The following is a 17,613-nucleotide window of genomic DNA, read 5'->3' as shown; positions in this document are numbered from 1 at the left end:
GGTTCTCTACGGCCCCGAGCCTACAAGCCGGGGGTTCCCAGCGGCGGCGGGGCGACGAGCCGCCCGCCCGGAGGCGATGGGCGGTCGCGCCCCCGAGGCCGCACGCTGCGGTGGGATCCCGACCCGCCGAATCGGGCGGGGCGGACGTTCAACTCCGCGTAGTCGTCGCGTTACTCCTTGTTCTCGGTTCTCGGTTCTTGGTTCTTGGTTCTCGTTGGCTGCGGTGGGGGCGCATGGTCGTCCCGGGTCGGACGTCGGCGGCGCCGACCGCGCTACCCGTCGGTGCCGACCGCCCTAATCGTCGTCGGTGACGACCAGGCCCGAGCCGATCGGTCCCCCCGTGCCGTGCTCGGTCGAGGTCGACGCCCCGAGCCCGGCGAGGTTGCCGGTCGCCGGATGGTCCCGCCCGAGCGGCCCCTTGGCCATCTCCCGCAGCAGGGCATCCGTGACGTCCCTCGCGAAGGTCACCGACCGGTCCGTCATGCCGGTGCCGGTCGTCGTCCCCGCGAGTGCCGCCGTCCACAACATGGTGCCCGATGCGAAGACCCCGGCCCCGGAGGTGGCCGTGTAGTACGTCGTGTCGCCGTACGTCTGGCCCTTCGTCGCGCACGGGACCGGCGAATGCGCAACGACCTGAACGTTCTTCGGGGTGCCGGCGATCGGATAGGCGCGGTCGATCTCGGTGCCCACCAACCCCGGGTACGTCGCCCCGTCGGTCGCCTTCGCGGCGGCGAACGCGAAGAACGACGCGTCCCGCACGACCAGCGGCCCGCGCGCGGGGAAGCACTCGTAGAGCATGCCGGTCAGGGAGTTCTCCGGTTTGGGCGCGGGGGCGCCGCGCCACAGCGCCGTCGTCGCCGGGCCCTGGACGGGGTCCAGGCCGGCGTCCTTGTATCCGACCATGGTGCGGCCCGCACCCGTCGTACCGTCGGTCAGCCGCACCCGCCAATAGGCGGCGTTCGCACCGAGGAACGCCAAGTTCGTGCCAGCGTCGCGCGCCTGCTCGACGGCGTCGCGCTCGGGGACGGTCCAGTACTCGTCGTGGCCCATCGTCACCAACCCGCGCGCCCCCGCGAGGATCCCGGGCCGGCGGTCGAGGTCCCAGGCAGTGGTGTAGCCCAGGTTCAGGCCCGCCTCGGCGGCCACCCGCTCGGCCCGCTGCACGATCGGCACCTCGAACTTGAAGTGCTCCATGGCTCCGCCCCGGTCGTACGGCCGGTCGAAGCTCACCCGGTGGCTGCGCGTCGCGAACGCCCCGGTCGGCCCCTTGTAGAGGCTGTGCCCGCCCCACTGGTTGTAGGCCTGGTAGCTCAGGTTCGCCGAGTCGAGCACGAGCCGGTCCCGCAACTCGCCGGTGCGCACGACCAGCGGCACGTAGCTTGCCTTCCCCGATCCCGGCGCGCGGAGAACGACCAGGTAGCTGCCCTCCGGCCAGCCCGTCGTTGGAACGGTCGCCGAGGGTTGCCAACGCGTGGTCACCGTACGGTCGGCCGCCACCTCCGCCCGTGGCTGCGGCACGCCGCGCACCGGCGTCGGGCTCGTCCACACCGCGCGGGCGCCGGTCCCGCCGTACCAGCCCAACCGGTACGCCGTGAGTGTGTAGTCCCCGAGCGTCGAGGTGGCGTAGAGCGTGGCGTCTTCGCCCGCCAAGACGCTCACCTGGCCGAAGTACCCCGCCAGCTCGGTGTCCCCGGCGGGGTCCGCCACCGTCCAGCCCGGGGTGCCCGGCTTCGCGTTCTCGTCCGCCACCCACGCGGCGTCGTGGCCCGCGGCGGCCGACGTACCGGCGGTTCCCGACGTCACCGACGAACCCGACCCGGACGCCTGCTGACCGGGGGCGGCGAGGGAACACGCGGTGAGCAGCGCGGATGCCGCCAGCCCGGCCAGGATCGCGGCCGCCGCCGCGCCGGACCCGCAGAGCCCGCCGGACCGGGCGCGTGCCCGCCGCCTCACAGCCCGCTCGTCTCGATCCGCTGCAGCGTGCCGCGCAGCGCCGTCGCCACATCGACCCCGTCGTCCCGCGCCGCCAGCACCAGCGCCAGCATCCGCGCGCCCACGTCCGTCCCCCGCGCGGCCTCCTGGGCGACGTCGAGCCGCCCGGCCCGATCCAGCCGCGCCACCACCTTGGCGGCCCGCTCCAGCCCGGCCATGCCGCGGGGGATGCCGTCGAACACGCTCGTCCGCTCCGGCTTCTCCGCCGCCTTGAGCTCCTCCCAGCGGGCCTCGACCTGCGCGGGGGTGCGGGCGTCGCCGTCGGCGAAGACGTGCGGGTGGCGGCGGCGCAGCTTGGTGGCGATGCCGCGCGCGACGTCGTCGAGGTCGTACGGGTCGGCGGCGTCCTCCTGCGCCACCCGCGCGTGGAAGACCACCTGGAGGAGCAGGTCGCCGAGCTCCTCGCGGACGTGCTCGCGGTCGCCGTTCTCGATCGCCTCGGCGAGCTCGAAGGCCTCCTCGACGGCGTACGGCGCGAGCGAGGCGTGCGTCTGCTCGGCGTCCCAGGGGCAGCCGCCCGGGGACCGCAGGGCGTCCATGACCTCGACCAGCTCGGCGACCCCCGTCAGGTCCGGGCGCGCGGGGCTCGACGGGCTCGAGGTCACCGCGAGGTCCCTCCGGCGGTCACTTCGAGGTCGTCGGGGCCGGCGTCGAGGCGGCCGGTGCGGGCGTGGCGGGCGTCGCCGGCGCTCCACCCGGAGCCGGGGAACCCGTCGGCGCCGGCAGCGTGCTGGGGTTGCCACCCGGCTGTGGCTGTCCCGGCTGCGGCTGGGTCGGCTCCGGCTGCGGAGGGGCGGGGGGCATCGGAGCCATCCAGTTCGGGGTCGCCGACGCGAGCGTCAGCTGTTTGCGGTCGAACTCGCCGTACCGCGGGTTCACGGCGATGTCGGCCTTCTGGATCAGCTCCACGGCCTTCGCCTGCGACGGGCCGTTGAGGACGGGGCCCAGCGACGCGGCATCCTGGAACGCGCTGACCGTCGCGTCGCTCCAGACCGGCTCCGGCTGGCCAGCGGGAATCAACGACCTCAACTGCAATCGCGCCGCCTCGGCACTCGCCGCCGGCGCCTTCAGTTCCGCGGCGTGGTTGCGGACCACTTCGGCCTGGATGAGGACAGGAAGGACTTCGCCGACCCCGATCTCCGCGTTGCGCGGCACCTTGGCCAGGTCGTGAATGACCGACCAGAGGTCGGCGTCCTTGATCACCTGGCCGTCCACGATGGCCGCGGCCGACGGGTCGGCGCTGCCACAGCCCGCGAGCCCGGTCGCCGCGACGACCAGCGCCGCCGCCGCACCACAGTGGCCCAGTCGAGGGGTCAGTCGAGGCTTCACGAGGGGTCCTTTCGGGCACGAACGTCTCCAGTGCCCGAGCCTACCCCCGACGGGGATGCCCCCTGCCGTGCGACGCCGTACGTCGTTCTCGCGCCGACCCTCGGGCTCCCCGGCGAGGCGACCCGGAGCCTCGCGGGCGGCACTGGCGCCGGCCGGGACGCCGTACGTCGTTTCGGCGCAGCCCCGCCCGCCCAGCGCTGGCCGCCGCCCGGCGAGGGGGGTTAACGTGATCGCCATCACAGTCCACGACCAGCCGCGTTCACCGACGAACGGAGCATTCATGACCGTCTACGCCCGGCCCGGCACCTCGGACAGCAGCATCGAGGTCAAGGACCGCTACGAGCACTACATCGGGGGCGAGTGGGTGCCGCCGGTCAAGGGTGAGTACTTCGAGAACATCACGCCGGTCACCGGCCAGGTCTTCACGCGGGTGGCGCGCGGCACGGCCGAGGACATCGACGCCGCCCTCGACGCGGCGCACAAGGCGGCCGACGCCTGGGGCAAGACCTCGGCGACCGAGCGGTCCAACATCCTGCTCGCCATCGCCGATCGCATCCAGGCCAACCTGACGGACATCGCCGTGGCCGAGACCTGGGACAACGGCAAGGCGGTGCGGGAGACCCTCAACGCCGACATCCCGCTGGCCGTCGACCACTTCCGCTACTTCGCCGGGTGCATCCGGGCCCAGGAGGGCGGGATCAGCCAGATCGACGAGACCACGGTGGCCTACCACTTCCACGAGCCGCTCGGGGTGGTCGGCCAGATCATCCCGTGGAACTTCCCGATCCTCATGGCGGTCTGGAAGCTCGCACCGGCGCTGGCCGCGGGCAACTGCGTGGTCCTCAAGCCCGCCGAGCAGACGCCCTGGTCGATCCTCAAGGTGATGGAGCTCATCGGCGACCTGCTGCCGGCCGGCGTGGTCAGCGTCGTCAACGGCTTCGGGGTCGAGGCCGGCAAGCCGCTGGCGTCCTCGCCGCGGATCGCGAAGATCGCGTTCACGGGTGAGACGACGACGGGGCGGCTGATCATGCAGTACGCCTCGCAGAACATCATCCCGGTCACCCTCGAACTGGGCGGCAAGAGCCCCAATATCTTCTGCGAGGACGTCGCGGAGGAGAAGGACGCGTTCTATGACAAGGCGCTGGAGGGCTTCGCGTTCTTCGCGCTGAACTCCGGCGAGGTGTGCACCTGCCCCTCCCGGGCGCTGATCCAGGCCTCGATCTACGACCAGTTCATGGCCGACGGCATCGAGCGGGTGAAGGCGGTCAAGCAGGGCGACCCGCTGGACGACTCGACGATGATGGGCGCGCAGGCGAGCAACGACCAGTACGAGAAGATCCTGTCCTACCTCGACATCGGCAAGCAGGAGGGCGCGAAGGTCCTGGTCGGCGGCGAGAAGGTCGACCTCGGCGGGGACCTGTCCGGCGGCTACTACGTGCAGCCCACCGTCTTCGAGGGCCGCAACGACATGCGGATCTTCCAGGAGGAGATCTTCGGGCCGGTGGTGTCGGTGACGCGGTTCGCGGACGACGCCGAGGCGCTGTCGATCGCCAACGACACGCTCTACGGGCTCGGCGCCGGGGTCTGGTCGCGGCACGTTCACCGGGCCTATGCGATGGGTCGCGCCATCAAGGCCGGCCGCGTCTGGACGAACTGCTACCACCACTACCCCGCGCACGCGGCGTTCGGTGGGTACAAGCAGTCCGGCATCGGCCGGGAGAACCACAAGATGATGCTCGAGCACTACCAGCAGACCAAGAACCTGCTGGTCAGCTACGCGCCCGACAAGATGGGCTTCTTCTGATCGATCCCGTCGCCCGTACGTCGGGTCCCGCCCACCCCTCGAATCTCGTGGGGTCCGGGCACTCGGCGTACGGGCGCTCCGGCCCACCCGACCGCTCGCCCCACCCGCTCCGTGCCAGGGCACCCAACCCGCAGGTCACGAACGGTCCCCGCCCCACCTCATGCAGGAGGTACGCCGTGAGCGAGCCGGTCACCCCCGACGAGGAGGCGTGCCGCTTCGACGCGGCCGGCGTCGAGGAGCTGCCGACCGACGGCCCGGCGCGTGTGGCCGTCACGCCGGCCGCCGCCGACCTGCTGCGCACCGTCGTGGCCAAGCACGGCCCGGTCATGTTCCACCAGTCCGGCGGGTGCTGCGACGGCAGCGCCCCGATGTGTTATCCGGTCGGGGATTTTCTCACCGGCGATGCGGACGTGCTGCTGGGCGCACTCGACGTACCCGGACTGGCGCCGATCGAGGTGTGGATCGGGCGACTGCAGTACGCCGCGTGGAAGCACACCCGCCTCACCATCGACGCGGTGCCCGGGCGTGGTGCGGGGTTCAGCGTCGAGGGCCCCGAAGGGATGCGCTTCCTCACCCGATCGCGCCTGTTCACGGACGCCGAGCGTGCCGCCTTGGGTCCCCGCGCTGAGGCCTGACAGACGGCTCGGTTACGGGGCTCGCACGGGCTACCGTTTCTCCACACCCCCGCCGCCCCGGCGGCGCTGTCCCCAGCCCACCGGCGACGGTTCCCAGGTCACGCTGCACATCGACGGCGAGGAGATCACGATCACGGTCGCGGAACTCCTCGCCTGACAGCCGCCGCCGAGACGCGGCCCGGGCGTCGGTGATCGAGGTGATCGTCGGTGGCGACCCGGCACGTCGGCCTGGGACTCGGCCGAATGGATCCACGCGCCCAGGGGGCACCCGTCATGGCGCGAGACGGTGGCGACATCGAGCACCGGGGCGATGAGCGCGCAGCCTGCGCCAAGCCCGGGTCATCCGACCCCTTCCCGCCCCCGCCTGCGGCACGTCCTGCGGCGAGGCGGCGCCGCCGACCCGCCCGGGCAATCTCTGTGTCGCGCCGGTGTATCAGCGGGGCGTGCGGCCGCTCTCACACAGCGTCGACGCGGTAGGGCGGCGGTCTTCCGCCGCTCTCCGAGCCGGCTCGCGGCCCCGCCGTCCCCACCTCCTGGAGGCTCCCCATGCCGAAGACCCCCGTAGCGAATGACAAGCGGCTGCGCGCCGTCGGCCCGATCGATCCGGTGCACGGCTTTCCGCTCTGGTACGAGGACCACACCGGCACCAAACTCGAACTGGGCGTCGGTGGCGCCGACCCTTACCTGCCTGCCGTCGACCCCACCCCCATGCCGGGCAAGCCCCTCAACGTCCCCGACAACTTCCCCGAGGAAGCCTTCTACTTCCTCGCTGAGGCCCGGATAGACCTCGGGGGCCCCGGCAAGGGGGCTCGGGCCCGGTTGGTCCTGGCTCTCGAGGCGGCCTTTGGGGGGCCGGGCGTCCCCGACGCCTCGGCCCGCGTGGTCTTCGCCCGCATCCGGGTCCGGATGGATGATGTCGTCCCTGGGAATCGCTACGAGATCACGCACCCGTACGGGGTCACCGTGGCGACCGCCGACGAGGGTGGCCGGGTCTTTGTCACCGACGATCGGGGCATCGCTGACCAGCTCTTCGACCGGGTGGTCCGCGATGGAGGGGTCGCGCCGTTTCTGACCTGGGCGTCCGGCGCACCGGACGGCTACATCGGCAACGGGGTCGACGAGCGGCCGGTCACCGGCAGCCCGTTCGGGACAAACTACTTCCGGGTGGGGGGCACGGACATCGGCGCCTACGGCGGTCCCCGAGACCCCGCCGATCCGGGCAACGTCAACGTCGTCTACACCGACCTGTTCACCGTGCAGGGGAAGAAGGCCACGCGTCAGGGCGTCACGCTCGACCGCGCTTCGTATTCGCGCACCAGCGCCGGCGCTGTCACGCTGGCCGTCCACGCGACCGCGACGGCAGGGCAGGAACTGGCCCTCGACGTACCCGCCGTGCCGCTTGTCGGCACGGGACCCAGGTACGTCGCTCACGCCACCCTCGACGCCGTACCCACGCTCGCAACCGTGGTCAACACCAGCGACAACCCCGCCACGCGGTCCACGCTGCCGGTCAGCGATCTCGTCGTCGTGTCCGATGCGGTGTGGGACGCCGCCAGCGGCGAACTCACGGTGCTCGCCGCAAGCTCCGACGCGACCGGCGTCACCCTCAGCCTGGAGCCCAACACCCCGCTTGACGTGCCGATCGTCGTCGCAGCCCCACCGGCGACCGTGGTCGTCACCTCCTCAGGCGGGGGCACCGGCAGCGCGCCGGTCCGGGTGGTCGGTCCCGCAGCTGCGTCGCTGGGGCCGGTCGCGCGCACCGTCCTCACCCAGGAGGTGGCCGCGACGCTCCCGGTCACGCTCGACGGCTCGGCCTCCACCGGCGCCACGGCGTGGACCTGGACGCAGACCAGCGGTACGCCGGTCGCGCTCGACGTCCAGGGCGCCACGGCCACCTTCACGGCCCAGTTCCCGGAGACGCTCGGCTTCAGGCTCACCGTCACCGGGCCGGGCGGTACGGCGTCCGAGGACGTCACTGTCACCGTCAACCCGCCCCCACCCCCGGACCAGCTCCGGGTGCAGAGCAGTCAGTACCGCACGGACCGCCGCCAGTTCCGCATCAAGGGGTCGTGCGTGGGGGTGCTGCCCAATGTGGTGTCGGTGAGCTATGCGGGGATCCTCCTGGGGACCGTGCCCGTCGACGTCACGCACGCCTGGTCCGTGGTGGCGACCCTGCCGGGCGAGGGCCCCGTGAAGCCGGATCCCCCGGCGCCTCCCGCGGGGGTCGCGACGGTCACCGTGACCTCCGGGCACGGCGTCACGACCACGGCCCCCATCGACATCCGCCACTGACCCCTCAACACAGAAAGGGCGACCCATGGCCCGCGGATACCGCTTGACCGGCACCTTCATCGAAGCCTGCAACTGCACCCTGATGTGCCCCTGCTGGGTCGAGGACGAGCCCACCGAGGACTACTGCGCCGGGCTGTTCGCCTGGCAGTTCGCGCCCGGCTCGAGCATCCGCGGCATCGAGGTGGGCGGCGGCAACCTGGTCAGTGTCACCGTGCACGGCGACAGCCGCCGCGGGGGCAGCAGCACCTCCGCGCTGTACGTCGATGACGTGCCGGACGAAGCCGTCGATCCGCTGCTCGCCGCCTTCGCGGGCCACGCCGGCGGTCCGCTGGCCGAACTCGCGCGCGTGACCGGCGACGTCGTCGACCGGGGGCGGGCCAGAATCACGTGCACCAGCGTCGGGGAGCGCTTCGACGTCGAGGTGCGCACGACGGGGGGTACCCAGTTGGTGGGCGCGCGCGGCACTGGCGAGCACTTCGACGGTTCGTCCCAGCCGCTGCGCCTGACTGGCACGGCGCTCCATCGCGAGCACGGCATCGGGGACAACGCCGTCACGGCGGGCCGAACCAACGTCCTGCGGGTGGGCATCTCCGCCCTGCCTGGGCCCCCGCTCGACGTCACCGGCCGGTCGAGCATGACGGGACCGTTCAGTTATGTCCACGACGATCGGATGGACGACGGCGATGGTGACGCGCCCGACAACTGATGCGGCGCGGCCTGATCGCCTGCTGGTGTCGGCGGTACTGGCGGTCGCGGCTCTCGCCTGGGTGGGGCTGGCCCTGACCCACGGGGCATCCCACGGCGACGTCGCCCACGACATCGCCAGCCCCGGGGGCCTCGCCCCCGATGTCGCCAGCCACGCTGGCACGACCCACGGGAACACGACCCACGGAGGCGCGACCCACAGGGGCACGGCCACACTCACCGCCGCCGCCCCATCTCTCGGGCCCGCTGTGACCCGGGCCGCGGGGTGGGTGCTCATGGTCGTGGCGATGATGCTGCCGCCGGCCGTGCCGCTCTTGCGGGTGGTGTCCCGGCTCGCGGGCACCCGCCCGGACCGGGCCATCCTCCTCACGCTCACAGCCACCGCCTTCACCGCCCTCTGGTCGCTCGTCGGCCTGGCCTACCTCGCAGCGGACGCGATGGTCCGCGCGGGACTCCCGGCGGCCGCCCACACCTGGCTCCAGGCCCACCCCGGGATCCCGGCCGGAGCCGTGGTCGTCGCCGCTGGGCTCTGGCAGTTCAGCCCCGCCAAACGGGCCTGCCTGACGTCCTGTCGCAGCCCCGCCGCGCTCGCGTTGCTCCGGTGGGGTTCGATCCCGCCGCGCAGGGCCGCGGCGTGGATCGGCGCGCAGTACGGCGCCGTCTGCGTCGGGTGCTGCTGGGCGCTGATGGCCCTCACCCTCGTGGTCGGCATGCCGGCCATGCCGGTGATGGTCACGCTCGCCCTCGTCATGGCGCTGGAGCGGCTCCTGCCGTCGGCGCGCCCCTTCGTCCCCGCCATCGGCGCGGCCACCGTGATCCTCGGTGTGGCCGTGCTTGCCGGCGCGGTGCCCGCCGCCTGGGTTGTCTGACCCGTCCTGGAAAGGAGTCCAGCCATGAGCAACTGCCGCCATGTCATCGCGCTCGAGATGCCGATCGTGTACACCCTCGACGGAGACCACGACCCCGACGGGATGGTGCTCGCCCCGAAGGCCCACGAGCCATTGCTGAGGTGGGCGCGCGCCCGGTTCGAGGACGACGACCGTCGCCTGCCCACCCTGCACCGCAAACGCCAACGCGCCCAGCTCGTCGTGGACGCCCTCGAGCGGCTGGAGGAGATGCTGAAGCGGCTACGGCACGGCCCCGACGAGGATCAGGAGCTGCTCGCCGAGTTGCTCCGCCGCGAGCAGGTCCCCGAATACGGTGAGGCCGAGGACCGGCTCGCCCACGGCCGGCGCCGGCCCTCGCACCGAGCCGGCGCCGTCCGACTCAACGTGCAGCGCACCCTCGACGAGCTGCGGGTTGCCCTCGCGGAGCTAGCGGACGACCGGCCCCCGGACGCCGCCGGTCCTCCGCAGGATCTCGACGTGCTCGACAGCACCCGCATCCGGCTGGTCAGTCTCAGCCCCCAGGAGCGGACCGCGTGGATCGCGCACTGGCGCGACCAGACGCACCTCCTCGACCGGGCCATCGCCGCGTGGTTCACGGACCTGGAGGCCGACCCCCATCGCCGCTTCAACGCGGCCCGCCTGGCCGACAAGTCCGGAGTCCCCCGCGAGCGGGTCGAGCAGCTGATCCTCAACGACCACCGGACGCCGCTGTCGGCCCCGGGGATCGACCGCGGCCCCTACGACCGGTTCAACCCGATGAAGCCGCTGCCGCTCGTCGAGCCCTACGTGCTGCGCACGCGCCGGGGCGAGCCGGTGACGATCACGGTCGAGAACGGGCTGTCGCGGCGCCGGTTCGGGTTCCACGTCCAAGGCGGCGGGATGTCGACCACCGACGGTGCCGGCGTGCGGCACTGCGACGGCGCGCACATCGGCGCCAATCCCGACACCACGCTCGCGCCGGGCGAGCGGCTCACGCTCGTGCACAACGCGGAGCACGAAGGCGTCTGGCCCATCAACGACCTCGCCGATGCCCGGGGCAGCGAACGCGGCAGCAACGTGCACGGACTGTTCGGTGCGCTCGTCGTCGAGCCGCCCGGCACCACGTGGAGCGACCCGACGTCGGGGCTGACGCTCAGCGACACGCCGTACGACGCCGGTCTGTACGTCGACGTCCTCGTCGCCGACGAACCGGTCGGCACCCAGGCACACCGGCGCTTCGTCGACTTCCATTCCGACGAGGTGCCGCGCAGCTTCCGCGAATTCGCGGTTTTCATTCACGACGAGCCCGAGATCCACTCCGGGCTGCACACGACGGGCGAGCACACGGTCATGCCGCTGTCCTACCGGGCCGAGCCGATGCACAACCGCCTGCCGCATCGCCTGCGGGAGCAGGTGGCGCGGACCCGCCACGAGCCGGACGTCGACCAGGTCGGCGTCGACCGAACGGCGGTCTGTTCGCGCCTCGGCGAGGAACTGGATGAGCAGTTCTGGACGGCGCGGACCCCGGAGGGCGAGTGGCTGGAGCGGATCGCCGGGGAGGAGCAGCACCACAGCTCTTGGCTGTTCGGGGAACCGGTCACGCCGGTGTTCCGGGCCTACCGGGGGGACCCGTGCCGGGTTCGGCTCGTCCACCCGGGCGTTAAAGAAACCCACGTGTGGCACTTGCACGTGCACCAGTGGCGGGCGATCCCGCAGGACGTCGCACCCCCGTCGGTGCACGGTTGCCTGCCGGACGGGAGCCCGGCTCCGAAGGGCTCCCAGCTGCTCGACGCGATCACCATCGGCCCGCAGACGGCGGTCACGATCGAGCCGCTCTACGGGTCGGGGAGCCGGCAACGGTCCTTCGGCGACGTCATCTGGCACTGCCACCTGTATCCCCATTTCCACCACGGCATGTGGGGGTTGTGGCGCAGCTTCGACCGGCTCGTCGACGGCCGCCGCGCCTACCCCGACGGCACGCCCTGCCCGGCGCTGCGGCCGCTGCCGGGCCGGACACCGGAACCGCCAACCGAGGCGGCGCCGGGGTTCCCGTGGTTCATCGACGGGGACTTCCCGATGAAGTCCCCGCCCCCTCCCGCTGCGGTGCCCGAGCACCGCAACGGCCGCCGGCTGCTGTTGGGGATGGACCTGGCCAGCGAGAAGGAGCGCACCGCGATGGACCCGGCGTGCCGCGACGGCGCCCAGCCGGGTGCGCTGTTCGTCGATCTTGACGGCCTGGCGCAGGAGGCGAACCGGGCCGCCGCCATGAGGGGGCCGCTGCGGATCGTGTCCTACGACGTCGAGGTGGTCAGCTCCCCGATCACCTACAACGCTGCGGGCTGGCACGACCCCCTCGGACATCACTACCGGCTGCTTGCCGTCGCGGTGCGGGAAAGGGACCCCGACGGCACGGAGCGGATCGTCCGGCCCACCGAGTCGTTTCGCACGCCGGCTTCGGTCAACCCCGAGCCGTTCTTCCCCCGGGCCAACCACGGCGACGTGGTCGAACTGCGCCTCCACAACGCTCTGACCTCGTTCCCGGCCGACGGGTTCGACGTGGGGCAGGCGCCTGTGGAGTGCGGTCTGCACGTGCACATGGTCAAGTTCGACGTGCTCGCGGCCGACGGGTCGGCGACGGGTTGGAACTACCTGTCGGGGGCCAGCTGCCGGGAGGCGGTGGGCTCGGACCATCCCGGCGAGCAGCGAACCCAGAGCCTGCACCGGTGGGTCGTCGACGAGGAGTTCGGCCCGTGCTTCTTCCACGACCACCTGCTGGCGAACTTCCGTCAGAAGCACGGCCTGTTCGCGGCGTTGATCGCCGAGCCCCACGGATCGCAGTGGCACACCGCCGACGACCAAGACGTCACCGCCTGGACAGGGAGCCGTGCGGTCGTCGTACCGCCATCGTCCTGCGGCCTGCCGCCGTTCCGCGAAGCCTGCCTCGCGGTCGGTGACTTCGTTCCACTGCTCGACCGCGGCGGACGACCGCTGAACCCGCCGCGGACCCTGAGCGGCGACGACGACCCCGGTGCGATGGCTGTGAACTACCGCAACGCCCCGCTCACGTTCCGCGGTGACGACCCGTCCCTGTGGTTCTCCAGCAGCGCCCACTCCGGCACGAACCTGCATGGAACCCGCGGCGACCCGGACACCCCGCTCCTGGAGGGCTACCCCGGTGAGCGGCTGCGCATCCGGCTCATCCAGGGCTCGCACGAGGAGCAGCACAGCTTCGTGGTGCACGGGATGCGCTGGCGACGGGACTGGGGCAACCCCACCGCACCGCTGGTCAACCAGCAGACCATCGGCATCTCCGAGGCGTTCACCCTCGACATCGACCCGACGAACGGCTCGCCGTACGGCGTGGGCGATCACCTGTGGGCGTTCGCCCCGATGGACGATCTGTGGGTGGGCTGCTGGGGGCTCGTGCGGGTCCTCCGCCCGACGGACGAGAACACCTCGCGACTCTGTCCGCTGCCCGATCTCAGCGGCGATCCCCAGGCCGCGCGCCACCGGATGGAGGTCGCGGCCGCGGCGCCGCCGCGCCCCGGCCGACGTGGTTCCGGGCGGTTCACCGAGCCCGTGCGCACCTTCGTGGTGGTGGCGCGGCGGACCGAGCACCTGTACGCCGGCCATCACCTCACCGATCCGTGGGGCCTGCAGTACCTCGTGGCGGAGTACGACGCCGAGGAGGAGCGGGCGGCGCGGGAGACCGGCCGGTGGCGGCCTCGGACCGTCGTCCCGTCCACCGATCCGCTCGTGCTGCGCGCCCGACGCGGCGAGTGGGTCAGGGTCTTCGTCGTCAACGAGGTGGTCCGCGAGCAGGACGTCGTGGGCCTGGCCCCGTTCGACGTCGAACCGTCCCCGCCGCGGCTGCCGTTGGAGCATCTCGACGAATGGGGGCGGCCCGACCGGCGTACGGTGAGCCCGCGGGTCTCGCTGCACGCCAGCCTGCTCAGCTACGACGTGGTCTCTTCCGACGGTTCATTCGTGGGCCGGAACACCGACGGGACCGTGGCGTCACCGCGCGCCGACGAGGAGGACGGCGGCGGCCACGGCGCTGGCGGCCACGGTGCCGGCGGTCGCGTCGTCCACCGCGGCGGGCACGACCATGCCGAGGCGAACTGGACCGAGATGTGGTGGTACGCGGACGAGTTCCTGGCGCCCACCACGCACCGGGAGGGCCCGGGGACGGCCTGCCTGCTCTACGACTTCGCCGACATCCGCAACCACCGGCACCACGGGCTGGTGGGGGCGCTGATCGTCGAGCCCGGCGACGTTCGCCCCTTCGCACCCCTGGCCTCCCCACCGGGGCCCGGCGTCCAGGGCCAGGAGTGCGAGGCGTGGAGCGGTGCGGCCGCGGAGCTCCGGGACGAGCAGGGCCAGGTCGTCGCGCAGGAGTCGACGGTGTTCATCCAGGACGGGCTGCGGTTGTTCGTCAACGGGCACCCCGACCTGCCGGTGCCCGACGTCGTGCCGGGGGACGATCCCGAGGACAGCGGGCACAAGGCCGTCAGCTACCGCAGCGGGCTGGTGCACCGAGGGATTCCGCGGTACGCCGAGTCCGAGCAGCCGCTCAGCCACGCGCGGCGTGGCACACCGCTGTGGCTGCGGGTGCTGGGTGCGGGCGACAAGCCACGCCAGCACACCCTCACCGTCCACGGCTTGGCCTGGCCGTTCGCCCCGTGGGTGCGGCGCGGTCCGTGGGTGGGCTCGCTGTCGGGGGTGGCGCCCGGGTGGGCCGAGACGTGCGTCATGACCCCCGAGCACACCGGCGATCACTGCGTGCGTACCGGCGCCTTCCGGTGGGGCACCGAGCTCGGCGTCTGGGCGACCCTCCGCGTCGAGTGAACGGCGCAGCCCCCAGTCGGGCACGAAGGGCGGCGGTCCACGGCCACGTCACCGGAACGCCATCGCCCGGCCACACCAGCCGCGTCGTGGCGCGCCATGATCGGCGCATGACGACCTCTCTGACCGGCCGCATGCTCGTCACCGGCGCCTCCGCCGGCATCGGCGCGGCGCTCGCCCGACGGCTTGCGCCCACCGCGTCCGAACTGGTCCTCGTCGCCCGGCGCCGGGACCGGCTCGAGGCCCTCGCCGGGGAGCTGCGCGCCGGCCACCCGCAGCTGGGCGTCACCGTGCGCCCGACCGATCTCGCCGACACCTCGGCCGTCTCGGCTCTCGCCGACGAGATCCTCGCCGCGGGCCCGATCGACGTCCTGATCAACAACGCCGGCCTCGGGCAGGAGTGCCGCTTCGTCGACCAGGACTGGGACCGGATCGCCCAACTCATCGCGGTCAACGTCACCGCGACGACGGCACTCGTACGGCGGGTGGGGGCGGCTATGGCCGCCCGGGGCGCCGGCGCGATCATGGTGGTCGGCTCCGGCGCGGGTCAGATGCCGATGGCGAACGGCGCGGTGTACGCCGCCACCAAGCACTACGTCCACGGCCTGTGCGAGTCGTGGCGGCTCGAGCTGGCGGGCACGGGCGTGACGCGACAGAGCTGGCGCCCGGCCCGGTCGACACCGAGTTCGACCAGGTCGCCGGCATGGACCAGGGCGCGGCCTCGGGCCCGCCGCAGTGGATGCGGATCAGCGCCGACGACTGCGCGGCGCAGGCCCTGGAGGCCCTGCGCCGCGACTCTCCGGTGAGCTTCCCCCGCCGCCCCTACCGGGCGCTTATGACGTTGGCCGGCGTGCTCCCGGACGAGGCCAAGCGCCGCATGCTGCGCCCCCGGGGCCGGTGATCCTCCGGAGCCGCTGATCCCCCGGCGCGCTGATCCCCCGCTAGTCCCCACCCGCACTGGCGCCCTATTTCCCCCACTGGCGCCCCGCTTGAAGAGGGGCGGCAGTCGGGGAAATAGGGCGCCAGTCGGGAACCGTCAGGGAACTAGGGCGCCAGTGGGAAATGGGGCGCCAGTCGGGAGAACGGGGCGCCGCCCCGACTACTTCACCGGGTTGACCACCCCGGCCGACCCGCCGCCACGACGTACCGGCTCGGCGACCGCCGTCAGGCTCCCGCCGCCCCCGACCTCGATCGCCGTGGCCGCCCCGATCTCGGCGGCGCTGGTCAGGGCATCTCCGGCAGGGTTGAGCCGGTAGCCCAGCGCGGTCAGGGCCGCCCCGTGCGCCGCCAGGTAGGCCGGCTCGGCCGTCACCGCGGCGGTGTTGCGCAGCGAGGCCCGGGGCGCGGCGAGCGCCTCGGGCGTCGTCATGCCCAGGTCGACCCGATTCACGATGGTCTGCAGCACGGTGGTGATGATCGTGGACCCGCCGGGCGAGCCGAGCGCGAGGAACGGTTCGCCCTGCCTCGTGATGATCGTCGGCGACATCGACGAGCGGGGGCGCTTGCCCGGCTCGATGCGGTTGGGGTCGGCCGGGTCGTACGCCGCGGTGAAGTCGGTCAGCTCGTTGTTGAGCAGGAAACCCCGCCCGGGGACGACCATGCCGGAGCCACCGGTCTGCTCGATCGTCAGCGTGTACTCGACCACGTTGCCCCACCAGTCCGCGACCGTCAGGTTCGTCGTCGAGACGTTCTCGGTGTCGGGCCGTGCCACCGCCGCCTCGGCCCGACACCCGCCCGGCGCGGCCACGTCGCCTGCCTTCGCGGGCGTGACCAGGGCCTTCGCCGGGTCGATCTGGCAGGCGCGCTGCTCCGCGAACCCCCGCGAGAGCAGCGCGGCCACGGGGACGTCCACGAACGCCGGATCCCCGGAGTACTTCGCCCGGTCCGCGAACGCCAGCGCGGACGCCGCCAGGTAGTAGTGCTGCGCCGCCGGCTTGCTCATGCCCTGCAGGTCGACCGTGTCCAGGATGCCGAGGGCCTCGCCCACCGACGTCCCGCCGGAGGATGAGCCGTCCATGCCGTGAACGGTCATCCCGCGGTACGTCGAGGTCACCGGCTTGCCCGGCACGACCTTGTACGTCGCAAGGTCGGCCGGCGTCATCGACCCCGCCGGCACCGGCAACGTCGTGTTGGCGGCCTTCTTGGGCTGGCGCACCGTGTCGGCGATCTGCACGGCCAGGGGGCCGCGGTAGAACCCCTGGGCCACCCCCTTGTCGCCGATCATCCGGTATGTCGTCGCCAGGTCGGGATTCGCGAACACGGTCCCCACCTGGGGGGCGTCCCCGCCGGGGAGGAAGAGCCGGGCCGTGTCCGGGAACGCGGCGAACCGCGCCTTGTTGTCGAGGGTCTGGCTACGGAACGTCGCGTCGACGACGAACCCCTCCTGCGCGAGCCGGGCGGCCGGCTCCAACGCCTGCGCCAGCGAGCGGCTGCCCCAGCGGCGCAGCGCCTCGTCCCAGGTGGCCGGCGTGCCGGGCACCCCGACGCTGACGCCGCTGGTCGCCAGCTGCGGCATCAGCGGGTACGGCTTGCCGGTCGCCGGGTCGACGAACGCGTCGTGGGTGATCCGCCGGGGCGCGGTCTCGCGCCCGTCGAGGGTGTGTAGCGCCTTGGTCTTGGCGTCGTAGTACATAAAGTAGCCGCCCCCGCCGATGCCGGCGCTGTACGGCTCCGTGACGCCCAGCGCCGCCGCCGTCGCCACCGCGGCGTCGACCGCGTTGCCGCCCTGCCGCAGCACCTCCAGGCCGATGGCGGTCGCGTAGTTGTCGACCGTCGTCACGGCCCCGCCGGTGCCCACGGCCGTCGGCGTCTTGGGCGGCACCAGCGCGGGCGCCGTCGCCGGGGCCGTCGCGACTGGAGCGGACGCCGCTGACGCATGCCGCGCCGGCGGGTTCGCGACCGCCGGGGCCGCCAGGGCGCCCGCGCCCCCAAGAGTCGCGACAGCGGCGGCGATGCTCAGAACGGTCCTGCGTCGGCGTGCGGCGGTCATCCGCCCTCCTCGGGCCCGGGCCGGGCCCGCGCCTCGCGGCGACCACCCGGCGTTGGCTGGCGACGTGCGCCCCTCACCTTGCCAGCCCCGCCGGGCCGGCGGAAGGGGCATAGCGGGCGAATCCGGGTACGCGCGGGGGCAACTCCCCAGCGAAAG

The 17,613-nt window shown here is 72.8% G+C and carries 11 protein-coding genes; 7 read left to right on the top strand and 4 right to left on the bottom strand.

All coding sequences use genetic code 11. The features are described from left to right. Window positions 1-294 precede the first annotated feature (294 nt). The 3 genes from IPK37_12700 to IPK37_12690 form a co-directional block, all read right to left on the bottom strand. Entirely contained in the window at window positions 295-1,953 is a 1,659-nt protein-coding gene (locus IPK37_12700) for a hypothetical protein (GenBank protein QQR99832.1), read from the bottom strand. Next, window positions 1,950-2,531: a MazG family protein gene (locus IPK37_12695; protein ID QQS02854.1), complete on the bottom strand. Its 582-nt coding sequence runs from the start codon at window positions 2,529-2,531 to the stop codon at window positions 1,950-1,952. The genes IPK37_12700 and IPK37_12695 overlap by 4 nt, the downstream gene beginning before the upstream one ends. Window positions 2,532-2,616: 85 nt before the next feature. Then, on the bottom strand, window positions 2,617-3,321 hold the full coding sequence (locus tag IPK37_12690) for a hypothetical protein (protein ID QQR99831.1): 705 nt from the start codon (window positions 3,319-3,321) through the stop codon (window positions 2,617-2,619). A 280-nt stretch (window positions 3,322-3,601) separates the two neighbouring features. Between IPK37_12690 and IPK37_12685 the strand changes: the two genes are divergently transcribed. The 7 genes from IPK37_12685 (at window position 3,602) to IPK37_12655 (ending at window position 15,274) form a co-directional block, all read left to right on the top strand. Continuing rightward, a complete protein-coding gene (locus IPK37_12685; protein QQR99830.1) occupies window positions 3,602-5,125 on the top strand; it encodes an aldehyde dehydrogenase family protein in 1,524 nt (507 codons plus the stop codon). Window positions 5,126-5,364: 239 nt separating this feature from the next. Beyond that, the gene (locus tag IPK37_12680) at window positions 5,365-5,760 is read left to right on the top strand and encodes a DUF779 domain-containing protein (protein ID QQS02853.1); all 396 of its coding nucleotides are present in this window, start codon (window positions 5,365-5,367) and stop codon (window positions 5,758-5,760) included. Between the two features lie 546 nt (window positions 5,761-6,306). Then, the gene (locus IPK37_12675; GenBank protein QQR99829.1) at window positions 6,307-8,052 is read left to right on the top strand and encodes a hypothetical protein; all 1,746 of its coding nucleotides are present in this window, start codon (window positions 6,307-6,309) and stop codon (window positions 8,050-8,052) included. 43 nt (window positions 8,053-8,095) lie between these two features. Next, entirely contained in the window at window positions 8,096-8,758 is a 663-nt protein-coding gene (locus IPK37_12670; GenBank protein QQR99828.1) for a DUF1326 domain-containing protein, read from the top strand. Beyond that, a complete protein-coding gene (locus tag IPK37_12665) occupies window positions 8,706-9,626 on the top strand; it encodes a DUF2182 domain-containing protein (protein QQR99827.1) in 921 nt (306 codons plus the stop codon). The genes IPK37_12670 and IPK37_12665 overlap by 53 nt, the downstream gene beginning before the upstream one ends. A 24-nt stretch (window positions 9,627-9,650) precedes the next feature. Further along, window positions 9,651-14,471, top strand: a complete 4,821-nt coding sequence (locus IPK37_12660; protein ID QQR99826.1) for a multicopper oxidase domain-containing protein — start codon at window positions 9,651-9,653, stop codon at window positions 14,469-14,471. A gap of 107 nt (window positions 14,472-14,578) precedes the next feature. Then, window positions 14,579-15,274, top strand: coding sequence for an SDR family NAD(P)-dependent oxidoreductase (locus tag IPK37_12655; GenBank protein QQR99825.1), 696 nt, complete (start codon window positions 14,579-14,581; stop codon window positions 15,272-15,274). Between the two features lie 293 nt (window positions 15,275-15,567). Here the strand turns inward: IPK37_12655 and ggt are convergent, their stop codons facing one another. Beyond that, entirely contained in the window at window positions 15,568-17,457 is a 1,890-nt protein-coding gene (ggt, locus tag IPK37_12650) for a gamma-glutamyltransferase (protein QQR99824.1), read from the bottom strand. Window positions 17,458-17,613 lie beyond the last annotated feature (156 nt).

This window comes from Austwickia sp. (genome assembly GCA_016699675.1).
Classification (GTDB): domain Bacteria; phylum Actinomycetota; class Actinomycetes; order Actinomycetales; family Dermatophilaceae; genus Austwickia.
The sequence above is the reverse complement of the archived record's forward strand: the minus strand, read 5'-3'. Positions and strand labels throughout refer to the sequence as shown.